Below are 11,621 nucleotides of genomic sequence, written 5' to 3'. Positions count from 1 at the left end.
CGGGCTCCTTACAGCAGCACTTTGCGCATGTCGCCCAGCACTTCTGCCAGGTAGACTGCGAAGCGGGCACCGGAAGCGCCGTCGACCACGCGGTGGTCGTACGACAGCGACAGCGTCATCATCAGGCGCGGCACGAACTGCTTGCCGTCCCACACCGGCTTCATCGAAGCCTTCGACAGGCCGAGGATCGCCACTTCCGGCGCATTCACGATCGGCGTGAAGTGCGAGCCGCCGATGCCGCCCAGCGACGAGATCGTGAACGTGGCGCCCTGCATGTCGGCCGGTTTCAGCTTGCCTTCGCGCGCCGCCAGCGACAGTTCCGTCATTTCGCGGGCGATCTGCGACACGCTCTTCTGGTCGGCGTTCTTCACCACCGGTACCACCAGGCCTTGCGGCGTATCGGCGGCGAAGCCGATGTTGTAGTACTTCTTCAGGATCAGGTTCTCGCCCTTCGCGTCCAGCGAAGAGTTGAACGCCGGGTATTTCTTCAGCGCCGCGGCCGATGCCTTGATGACGAAGGCCAGCATCGTCAGCTTGGCGGCATCCTTGTTCTTCGCGTTGGCGTTGTTGGTCTCGACGCGGAACGCTTCCAGGTCGGTGATGTCCGCATCCTCGAACTGCGTCACGTGCGGGATCATCACCCAGTTGCGATGCAGGTTCGGGCCGGAGATCTTCTTGATGCGCGGCAGCGGCTGCAGTTCCGTTTCGCCGAACTTGGAGAAGTCCAGCGACGGCCATGGCAGCAGGTTCATCCCTGCGCCGCCACCAGCGGCGGCCGGCGCAGCGGTCGGCGCAGCGGCAGCGCCGGCGATCACGCCCTTCACGTAGTTCTGCACGTCCTGCTGGGTGATGCGGCCTTTCTGGCCGGTGCCAGGCACCTTCGACACGTCCACGCCCAGTTCGCGGGCAAACTTGCGCACGGACGGCGAAGCGTGGGCCAGCTTGCCGGAAACGGCGGGCGCAGCCGGCGCGGCAGCGGCCGGCGCCGGTGCCGCGGCAGGTGCCGGTGCCGGAGCGGAAGCCGCGGCTACAGGAGCAGCAGGAGCAGCAGCAGGTGCAGCAGCAGCGGCAGCCGGGGCGGCCGCGCCGCCGGTCGATTCAACGACCAGCACCAGCGAACCTTCGGCCACCTTGTCGCCGACCTTGACCTTGATCTCTTTCACCACGCCGTCGTGCGACGACGGGATTTCCATCGATGCCTTGTCCGACTCGACGGTGATCAGGGACTGGTCCTTCTTGATCGTGTCGCCGACCTTGACCATCACTTCGATGACTTCCACTTCCTTGAAGTCGCCGATGTCCGGCACTTTCACGTCCACCGGGCCGGCCGCGGCTGCCGGAGCAGCGGCAGGTGCCGGGGCGGCCGCAGCGGCCGGAGCCGGTGCAGCGGCGGCCGGAGCCGGAGCGGCGGCGGCGGGTGACGCAGCTTCAGCGGCGGCGCCTTCACCTTCGACCAGCAACAACAGCGAACCCTCGGCGACCTTGTCGCCGACCTTGACCTTGATCTCCTTGATGACCCCGGCCGACGACGATGGAATTTCCATCGACGCCTTGTCGGATTCGACGGTGATCAGCGACTGGTCGACCTTGATCGTGTCGCCGACCTTCACCATCAGCTCGATGATCTCGACTTCCTTGAAATCACCGATATCCGGGACTTTGACTTCCACAATGCTCATAGCGTTTGCTCCGTATTCTCGTTATTGGGTCACCGGATTGGGCTTGTTCGGGTTCAGGCCATATTTCACGACAGCCTGCTCCACCACGGAGATGTCGATCTTGCCTTCGTCGGCCAGCGAGCGCAGCGCGGCAACCGTGATGTAGTAACGGTTCACCTCGAAGAATTCGCGCAGCTTGGCGCGGCTGTCCGAGCGGCCGAAACCGTCGGTGCCCAGCACGCGGTAGGTGCGCTCTTTCGGCATGAACGCGCGGATCTGCTCGGCGTACAGGCGCATGTAGTCGGTCGTGGCGATGATCGGGCCCTGCGTGTTCTGCAGCAGGCCGGTCACGTATGGCACGCGCTGTTCCTTGGTCGGGTTGACGAGGTTCCAGCGCTCGGCATCCTGGCCGTCGCGTGCCACCAGCGTCAGCGACGGGGCGGACCAGACGTCGGCGGCAACGCCCCAGTCCTTCTCCAGCAGCTCGGCGGCGAAGATCGATTCGCGCAGGATCGTGCCCGAGCCGACCAGCTGCACGCGCTCCTTGGCCTCTTTCGAACCTTCCTGCAGCAGGTACATGCCCTTCAGGATGCCCTCTTCCTGGCCGGCTTTCAGGCCCGGGTGAGCGTAGTTCTCGTTCATGATGGTGATGTAGTAGAACACGTCTTCCTGTTCCGTCACCATGCGGCGCAGGCCGTCATGGATGATCACCGCCAGTTCGTGGCCGAAGGTCGGGTCGTACGGCAGGCAGTTCGGGATCGCCGCGGCGAACAGGTGGCTGTGGCCATCCTCGTGCTGCAGGCCTTCGCCGTTCAGCGTGGTACGGCCGGCGGTGCCGCCCATCATGAAGCCGCGTGCGCGCATGTCGCCGGCGGCCCAGGCCAGGTCGCCCACGCGCTGCATGCCGAACATCGAGTAGTACGTGAAGAACGGGATCATCACGCGGTTGTTCGTCGAGTACGACGTGGCCGCCGCGATCCACGAGCTCATGCCGCCCGCTTCGTTGATGCCTTCCTGCAGGATCTGGCCGGCCTTGTCTTCGCGGTAGTACATCACCTGGTCTTTATCGACCGGTTCGTACAGCTGGCCTTGCTGGTTGAAGATGCCGATCTGGCGGAACAGGCCTTCCATGCCGAAGGTGCGGGATTCGTCGACGAGGATCGGCACCACGCGCTGGCCCAGGCTCTGGTCGCGCAGCAGGGCGGTGATGATACGCACGAACGACTGGGTCGTGGAGATCTCGCGGCCTTCCGGCGTGGCATCCAGCACGGCCTTGAACGCTTCCAGCGGCGGCACGACCAGCGTTTCGTCGGCCTTCATGCGGCGGGCCGGCAGGTAGCCGCCCAGGGCCTTGCGGCGCTCGTGCAGGTATTTCATTTCAGGCGCGTCGTCGGACGGCTTGAAGAACGGGATTTCGGCCAGCTTGTCGTCGGGGATTGGAATATTGAAGCGGTCGCGCATTTCGCGGATCGCCTCGTCGTCCAGCTTCTTGGTCTGGTGGGCGGTGTTGCGCGCCTCGCCGGACTTGCCCATGCCGTAGCCCTTGACGGTCTTCACCAGCAGCACGGTCGGCTTGCCCTGCGATTCCTGCGCCACCTTGAACGCGGCGTAGATCTTGTGCGGATCGTGGCCGCCGCGGGTCAGGCGCCAGATGTCGTCGTCGCTCATGTTGGCGACCATTTCCAGCAGCTTCGGATGCTTGCCGAAGAAGTGCTTGCGCACGTAGGCGCCGTCCTTGGCCTTGTAGTTCTGGTATTCACCGTCCAGCGTTTCCATCATCACGCGCTGCAGGATGCCTTCCTTGTCCTTGGCCAGCAGTTCGTCCCAGCCCGGGCCCCAGATGACTTTCACCACGTTCCAGCCGGCGCCGCGGAATTCGCCTTCCAGTTCCTGGATGATCTTGCCGTTGCCGCGCACCGGGCCATCCAGGCGCTGCAGGTTGCAGTTGACGACGATGACCAGGTTGTCCAGCTGTTCGCGGGCGGCCATGCCGATCGCGCCCAGCGATTCCGGTTCGTCCATCTCGCCGTCGCCGCAGAAGGCCCACACCTTGCGGCCGTCGGTATTGGCGATGCCGCGGGCGTGCAGGTATTTCAGGAAGCGTGCCTGGTAGATCGCCATCAGCGGGCCCAGGCCCATCGACACGGTCGGGAACTGCCAGAAGTCCGGCATCAGTTTCGGGTGCGGGTACGACGACAGGCCGCGGCCGTCCACTTCCTTGCGGAAGTTGATCAGCTGGTCTTCGGTCAGGCGGCCTTCCAGGTAGGCGCGGGCATACACGCCGGGCGACGAGTGGCCCTGGATGTACAGCAGGTCGCCGCCGTGCTCTTCGCTCGCGGCTTTCCAGAAGTGGTTGAAGCCGATGCCCAGCATGTTCGCCAGCGAGGCGAACGAGGACAGGTGGCCACCCAGGTCGCCGTCGGCGCGGTTGGCGCGAACCACCATCGCCATCGCGTTCCAGCGCATCCACGAGCGCAGGCGCTCTTCGTACTCCAGGTTGCCCGGGCAGTGCGCGCCGACATCGGCAGGGATGGTGTTCACATACGCGGTGTTGGCCGAGAACGGAATGTCGGCGCCGCGGCGGCGCGCCAGGTCGACCAGGCGCTCCATTAGGTACTGGGCGCGTTCCGGCCCTTCGTTCTGCAATACGGCTTCGAGCGCCTCGAGCCATTCCTTGGTTTCCAGTGCGTCCGGATCGTTGGCGGTTTGGGCCGTGACCTGGTCAAGTTGAGCTGACATCTTATCTAGTCTCCTGAGTGAATTGGCCCGAACCGATGCGGTGATCGTTGGCGGACGCGAGGGTGATTATTTACCAAGACTTTTACAAAGTGCGGAGATTCTAACAGTGAATTTAGCCTTTTTCAAAATACGAAAGAGCTTTTTATAATATGAAATCTCCCTATGGAAAAATGCTGCAATGCCGCATAAATCCACGCTTTTCGATCAATTGACGTGATTAAAAAATCACTTTTCTGAGCATGATCGGACTACTTTCGATGGCGCTTTCAAAGGCTGTAAAAAAAGTACGCTCGGACGCTTCCCGGCCACCGTCCCGATGCCCCGGCGCAGCCTCGCAGCAGCAAGCCCCGGTGCCGCGTTATGCGCCTTTATAATGTCGGTTTTTCTCCCCCACTTAGCCAATCACCATGTCTGCCCAACTCATCGACGGAATCGCCCTCTCCCAAAAACTGCGCGCCGAAATCGCATCCCGCGCTGCCGCATTGACCGCCAAGGGGCAGCAGCCCGGCCTGGCCGTGATCCTGGTGGGCGAAGACCCGGCCAGCCAGGTGTATGTGCGCAACAAGGTGAAGGCTTGCGGCGACGTGGGCATCCACTCCGTGCTGGAAAAATACGATGCCGACCTGACGGAAGAGGCACTGCTCGACCGCATCGCGGCACTGAATGCCGATCCGGCCATCCACGGCATCCTCGTGCAGATGCCGCTGCCGAAGCACATCAACCCGCACAAGGTCATCGAGGCGATCTCCACGTCGAAGGATGTCGACGGCTACTCGGTGCTGTCGGCCGGCGAACTGATGACGGGCCTGGAAGGTTTCCGCCCCTGCACGCCGTATGGTTGCATGAAGCTGATCGAATCGACCGGCGTGGACCTGCGCGGCAAGCACGCGGTGGTGATCGGCCGCAGCAACACGGTCGGCAAGCCAATGGGCCTGCTGCTCTTGCAGGCCAATGCAACCGTCACCATCTGCCACAGCGCAACGCCGGATCTGGGCTTGTACACGCGGCAGGCGGATGTGGTCGTGGCGGCCGTCGGCCGCCGCAACACGCTGACCGCCGACATGGTGAAACCGGGCGCAATCGTGATCGATGTGGGCATGAATCGCGACGATAATGGCAAATTGTGCGGGGACGTGGATTTTGCCGCCATCAAGGAAGTGGCTGCGCACATTACGCCCGTGCCCGGCGGTGTCGGCCCGATGACGATCACCATGTTGTTGATGAATACGATCGAATCTGCTGAAAGGGGTTAAGCCTTTCAGCCAACCATAGGAATAAACGATGACGACTGACAACCCCCTGCTGGACTTTGGCGGCCTGCCGCGTTTCGACGCGATCCGCCCGGAACACGTGACGCCGGCCATCGACGAGCTGCTGGCGAAGAACCGTGACGTGGTGGCGCAGCTGGAAGCGCCCGCGGACACGGTGACGTGGCAGAACTTCGTGACGCCGCTGGAAAGCGCCACCGAGCTGCTGGGCCGCGCATGGGGCATCGTCGGTCACCTGAACAGCGTGGCCGACACGCCCGAGCTGCGTGCGGCCTATAACGAAAACCAGCCGAAGGTGACCGAGTTCTGGACCGAGCTGGGCCAGAACGAGGCGCTGTTCGCCAAGTACAAGGCACTGCAGGCGTCGCCGGAATTCGCCACGCTGGCGCCGGCGCGCAAGCGCATCGTCGAGAACGCGATCCGCGACTTCCGCATGGGCGGCGCCGAGCTGCCCGCCGAGCAGAAGGAACGTTTCGCGCAAATCCAGGAAGAGCATGCCGCCACGTCGACCCGCTTCTCGGAAAACGTGCTGGACGCCACCAACGACTGGAAGCTGCTGATCGAGGACGAGGCCGAGCTGGCCGGCCTGCCGGACGACGTGAAACAGGCGGCGAAAGCCCTTGCCGGAAAAGACGGCAAGCAGGGCTGGCAATTCACGCTGCACTTCCCTTCCTATTACCCGGTCCTGCAATTCGCCGACAGCCGCGCGCTGCGCGAGAAGGTCTACCGCGCCAACGCCACGAAAGCTTCGGAACTGGGCGAGGTGTTCAGCGAGCGCGACAAGTGGGACAACAGCGCCAACATCGTCAAGCTGCTGAAGCTGCGGTCGGAAGAGGCGCAACTGCTCGGCTACAGGAATTTTGCCGAGGTATCGCTGGTGCCGAAGATGGCGCAGAGCCCCGAGCAGGTGATCGGCTTCCTGGAAGACCTGGCGAAGCGCGCCCGCCCGTATGCGGAAAAGGACCTGGAAGAGCTGCGCACGTTCGCGGCGGAACACCTGGGCCTGACGGAACTGAATGCGTGGGACCTGCCCTATGCTTCCGAAAAACTGCAGCAGCACCGCTACGCGTTCTCCGCGCAGGAAGTGAAGCAGTACTTCCCCGAGCATCAGGTGATCGATGGCCTGTTCAAGCTGGTGCAGAACCTGTTCGACGTATCGATCCTGCCGGACGAAGCGCCGGTGTGGCACAAGGACGTGCGCTTCTATCGCATCGAGCGAAACGGCGAGCTGGTGGGCCAGTTCTACCTGGACCTGTACGCGCGCCCCGGCAAGCGACCCGGCGCATGGATGGACGATGCGCGCAGCCGCCGCGTCGAAGCGGGCCGGTTGCAGACGCCGATCGCCTACCTCACCTGCAACTTCACCGAGCCGGCCGTCATCGACGGCAAGGTGCAGCCTGCGCTGTTCACGCACGATGAAGTGATCACGCTGTTCCACGAGTTCGGCCACGGACTGCACCACATGCTGACGGTGGTCGAGGAACTGGGCGTGTCCGGCATTGCCGGCGTGGAGTGGGATGCCGTGGAGCTGCCGTCGCAGTTCATGGAAAACTTCTGCTGGGAGTGGAACGTGCTGTCGCACATGACGGCCCACGTGAAAACGGGCGAGCCGCTGCCGCGCGCGCTGTACGACAAGATGCTGGCCGCGAAGAACTTCCAGTCCGGCCTGCAGACGCTGCGCCAGGTGGAGTTCTCGCTGCTGGACATGCATTTGCACTACGACTACCAGCCGAAGGATGAGCAAATGCGAGGCAAGTCGGTGCAGGACGTGATCGACGAGGTGCGCAAGCGCTTCGCCGTCATCATCCCGCCGGCGTTCAACCGCTTCCAGAATTCGTTCGGCCATATCTTCGCCGGCGGCTACGCGGCCGGCTACTACAGCTACAAATGGGCCGAGGTGCTGTCCGCCGATGCCTATGCGGCGTTCGAGGAAGCCGCCGATCTGGAAGGCGCCGACCAGCGTGTGGCCGATACGGGCCGCAAGTTCCTGCACGAGATCCTGTCCGTCGGCGGTTCGCGGCCGGCGCTGGAATCGTTCACGGCCTTCCGTGGCCGCGAGCCGCAGATCGATGCGCTGCTCCGGCACAGCGGCATGGCTGCCTGATGTTTCTCCAAAACCGGTGACAGACACCGGTTTTTTTTGAATGTTCCGGATTAACTGGTGCCTGTCACCGGTTTTCGCGCCTGCTTTCACCCCAACGGCACATGCCGGGGTCAGACCTGGGTCTGACCCCAGGTTTTGCTTCTGGGTTTGCATTTCCCGCCGCGCTACAATAGCGCCCATGACCCGCATCGATTTCCACACCAACGTTCCCGACAAGATCGCCTACGCGTGCCGCCTGGTGCGCAAGGCCTACAATGCTGCAAGCACGCCGGGTGCGAAAAACCGCATCGTCGTGATGACGGAAGACAGCGACCAGCTGGCCCGCTTCGATGCGGCGCTGTGGGCCGTGTCCGATGTCGATTACCTGCCCCACGTGCATGCGAACGACCCGCTGGCGCCGGATACGCCGATCGTGCTGGCCGACAGCGATGCCGTGGAACTGCCGCAGGCCGACCTGCTGATCAACCTGGCGCAACGCGCGCCGGCGCAGTTCGAAGCCTTTCCGCGCCTGATCGAAGTGGTGTCCACGGATGAAGCCGACGCTGCAGCCGGCCGCATCCGTTTCGTTGCCTACAAGCGGCAGGACTTCAAGCCGGCCCACCTCAGCGTGGGCAAATCATGAGCACGAATCACAGGAAAGCAGCATGAGCACGTCCGCCCCGTTCGATGCCGGCATTCCCGTGCTGACGGAAGTACTGCAGGAGGTTCCGCCCCTCGCCCCTGCTCCAGCTTCCGCGGTGATGAAGCCGGCCGTCTGGCGCACCGGGACAGCGATAACCGCACCGGTATCTGTGCCCGAGCCTGTGCCTGTACCGGACCCTGTGCCCGAACCTGTGCCTGTGCCTGTACCTGTGCCTGTGCCTGTACCTGTGCCTGTGCCTGTACCTGTGCCTGTGCCTGTACCTGTGTCAGAACCTGTACCTGTGCCCGAACCGGAACCTGTACCTGTGCCTGAACCTGCAATCGTGACCGCACCTGCTCCGCGGATCGACCTGGTCGTGCCTGCCGAACAGGATGAGCCGGATGAACCGCCGATCACCGTCGCACCCGTCGAACGTGTCGAACCCGTCGAACAGGCCGGGCCCGACTTCGCGGCGCTCGAACGTGCGCTCACCGAACGCATCCTGGCGCAGCTGATGCCCCGTGTGGATGCGCTGGTGACCGAACGCGTCGAGCAGCTGCTGCGGCACCTGGCGGCCGACCTCAGGGCGGGCCTGGGCGAATCGGTCACGAAAGTCGTCACGGTCGCCGTACAGGACGAACTGGCAAGCCTGCGGGCACCGAAAGAGTGAACAGGAAGTAAAAATCGCGACCCCGGCCGGTGCATCCACGCCCCCTGCCGGTGCACGCTGCAACATTCGCCATTTGCGCCTTTGCCAATCGAAAAATTTGTTGTACCTTCTGGCCAGATGATGCCCACGAGGCATCCATTACTTTCATTGGAGAGACGAGTATGCAGACGAAGTTCATCGCAGTAGCCATCGCCCTCGCCTTCGCAGCGTCCGCCACCACATCGGCCAGCGCGCAGGAGATCGTCAAGATCGGCCACGTGGGCCCGGTCTCCGGCGCCCAGTCCCACCTGGGCAAGGATAACGAGAACGGCGCCAACATGGCCATCAGCGACCTGAATGCCAAGGGCATCAAGATCGGCGGCAAGCCCGTGAAATTCGTGCTCGTCCTGGAAGACGACGGCGCCGACCCCAAGCAGGGCACCACCGTCGCGCAGAAGCTGGTCGATGCCAAGGTCAACGGCGTGGTCGGCCATTTGAATTCCGGCACCACGGTGCCGGCATCGCGTATCTATTACAATGCCGGTATCCCGCAGGTTTCGCCGGCCTCCACCAATCCCGTCTATACAAAGCAGAAGTTCAACACCACGTTCCGCGTGGTCGCCAACGACGCCAAGCTGGGCGGCACGCTGGGCAAGTACGCCGTCGGCAAGCTGGGCGCGAAAAAGATCGCCGTGATCGACGACCGCACCGCCTACGGCATGGGTGTGGCAACCGAGTTCATCAAGGGTGCCAAGGGTGCGCAGATCGTCGACAAGCAGTTCACGAACGACAAGGCCACCGACTTCAACGCGATCCTCACGAGCATCAAGGCGAAGAACCCGGACCTGGTGTTCTTCGGCGGCATGGATGCGGTGGGCGGCCCGCTGCTGCGCCAGATGAAGGCGCTGGGCATCAAGGCGAAGTTCATGGGCGGCGACGGCGTGTGCACCGATGCGCTGCCGCGCCTGGCCGGCACCGCCGCGGCCGATGGCGTGGTGACCTGCGCCGAAGCGGGCGGCGTACCGCCGGAACTGCAGAAGAACATGGACGACTTCCGCGCCCGCTACAAGAAAGCGTACAACCAGGAAGTGCAGCTGTATGCGCCGTATGTGTACGATTCGGTGATGACGCTGGCCCAGGCCATGCAGGATGCGGGGTCGAGCGATCCGAAGAAATACCTGCCGTTCCTGAAAAAGGTGAAGTACCAGGGCGTGACGGGCCTGATCACGTTCGACCAGTTCGGCGACATCAACGACGGCTCGCTGACCCTGTTCACCTACACGGGTGGCAAGAAGACGCGGATGGAAGTCGTCAGGTAACAAGGACAAAAAACGGGAGACACCCGAGTGGCCGTCCATCATGGGCGGCCTTTTGTTTTTTCAGTGGCCCTTATGAGGTGGCCGCATAAGTATTGGAGTAAAACGCATATGCAACAGAAGCTGATTTCCCTCGCCATCGGCGCCACGCTGCTTGCCGCCGGCGGCGCGATGGCACAGGAAGTGGTCAAGATCGGCTACGTGGGGCCGCTGTCGGGCCAGTCCGCCCACCTGGGCACGGACACGTCGAACGGCGCGCGCCTGGCCGTGGAAGACCTGAATGCCAAGGGGTTCAAGATCGACGGCAAGCCGGTCAAGTTCGTGCTGATGGCCGAGGACGACGGCGCCGAGCCGAAGCAGGCCACGGCCGCCGCCCAGAAGCTGGCGGACCAGAAAGTCAATGGCGTGATCGGCCACCAGACTTCCGGCACGTCGATCCCGGCCTCGCGCATCTACTACAACGCGGGCATTCCGCAGATCTCCGCCTCGGCCACCAGCCCCGTGTATACGCGCCAGAGGTTCAACACCACCTTCCGCGTCGTCGCCAACGACCTGAAGCTGGGTGGCACGCTGGGCACGTACGCGGTGCAGAAACTGGGCGCGAAGCGGATCGCCGTGATCGACGACCGCACCGCCTACGGCATGGGCGTGGCGACCGAATTCGTCAAGGCCGCGAAAGGCGCGCAGATCGTCGACAAGCAGTTCACCACCGACAAGGCCACCGACTTCAACGCCATCCTCACCAGCATCCGGTCGAAAAACCCGGACCTGGTGTTCTTCGGCGGCATGGACTCGGTGGGCGGCCCGCTGCTGCGCCAGATGAAGGCGCTCGGCATCAAGACAAAGCTGATGGGCGGCGATGGCATCTGCACGGAAGCGATGCCGAAACTGGCCGGCGCCACGGTTGGCGACGATGCGATCGTGTGCGCCGAAGCAGGCGGCGTGACGCCGGCGCAGCAGAAGAAGATGCAGGAATTCGCCGGCCGCTACAAGAAGCGCTATGGGCAGGAACTGCAGATCTACGCGCCCTATTCGTATGACGCGGTGATGGCGATGGCGACCGCCATGGCGAACGCCAGATCGGCCGATCCGAAGAAATACCTGCCGAGCCTGGCAAAGGTCAGCTACCCGGGCATTACCGGCACGATCGCGTTCGACGCCCTCGGCGACATCAAGGATGGCGCGCTGACGCTGTTCACGTTCCGCGGCGGGAAGAAGACGCTGATCGAAGTCGTCAAGTAATCTTGCAGCAATAAAAAAACCGG

General features: G+C 63.4%; 8 protein-coding genes. 6 read left to right on the top strand and 2 right to left on the bottom strand.

The window, feature by feature from the left end; translation table 11 throughout:
• Positions 1-8 precede the first annotated feature (8 nt).
• Both aceF and aceE read right to left on the bottom strand, forming a co-directional pair.
• Positions 9-1,679, bottom strand: coding sequence for a dihydrolipoyllysine-residue acetyltransferase (aceF, locus tag ACY65G_RS24205; protein WP_464999847.1), 1,671 nt, complete (start codon positions 1,677-1,679; stop codon positions 9-11).
• A 21-nt stretch (positions 1,680-1,700) separates the two neighbouring features.
• Positions 1,701-4,397, bottom strand: a complete 2,697-nt coding sequence (gene aceE, locus ACY65G_RS24200; protein WP_464999846.1) for a pyruvate dehydrogenase (acetyl-transferring), homodimeric type — start codon at positions 4,395-4,397, stop codon at positions 1,701-1,703.
• 407 nt (positions 4,398-4,804) lie between these two features.
• Between aceE and folD the strand changes: the two genes are divergently transcribed.
• The 6 genes from folD (at position 4,805) to ACY65G_RS24170 (ending at position 11,598) form a co-directional block, all read left to right on the top strand.
• Positions 4,805-5,650, top strand: a complete 846-nt coding sequence (gene folD, locus ACY65G_RS24195) for a bifunctional methylenetetrahydrofolate dehydrogenase/methenyltetrahydrofolate cyclohydrolase FolD (RefSeq protein WP_464999845.1) — start codon at positions 4,805-4,807, stop codon at positions 5,648-5,650.
• A 28-nt stretch (positions 5,651-5,678) separates the two neighbouring features.
• A complete protein-coding gene (locus ACY65G_RS24190) occupies positions 5,679-7,769 on the top strand; it encodes a M3 family metallopeptidase (RefSeq protein ID WP_464999844.1) in 2,091 nt (696 codons plus the stop codon).
• A gap of 178 nt (positions 7,770-7,947) precedes the next feature.
• On the top strand, positions 7,948-8,391 hold the full coding sequence (locus ACY65G_RS24185) for a DNA polymerase III subunit chi (protein ID WP_464999843.1): 444 nt from the start codon (positions 7,948-7,950) through the stop codon (positions 8,389-8,391).
• Positions 8,392-8,716: 325 nt separating this feature from the next.
• On the top strand, positions 8,717-9,061 hold the full coding sequence (locus ACY65G_RS24180) for a hypothetical protein (RefSeq protein WP_464999842.1): 345 nt from the start codon (positions 8,717-8,719) through the stop codon (positions 9,059-9,061).
• A 161-nt stretch (positions 9,062-9,222) separates the two neighbouring features.
• Positions 9,223-10,359, top strand: coding sequence for a branched-chain amino acid ABC transporter substrate-binding protein (locus tag ACY65G_RS24175; protein WP_464999841.1), 1,137 nt, complete (start codon positions 9,223-9,225; stop codon positions 10,357-10,359).
• Between the two features lie 108 nt (positions 10,360-10,467).
• The gene (locus ACY65G_RS24170; protein WP_464999840.1) at positions 10,468-11,598 is read left to right on the top strand and encodes a branched-chain amino acid ABC transporter substrate-binding protein; all 1,131 of its coding nucleotides are present in this window, start codon (positions 10,468-10,470) and stop codon (positions 11,596-11,598) included.
• The last annotated feature ends 23 nt before the right edge of the window (positions 11,599-11,621 follow it).

Source organism: Pseudoduganella sp. jia 12, from assembly GCF_055502675.1.
The sequence above is the reverse complement of the archived record's forward strand: the minus strand, read 5'-3'. Positions and strand labels throughout refer to the sequence as shown.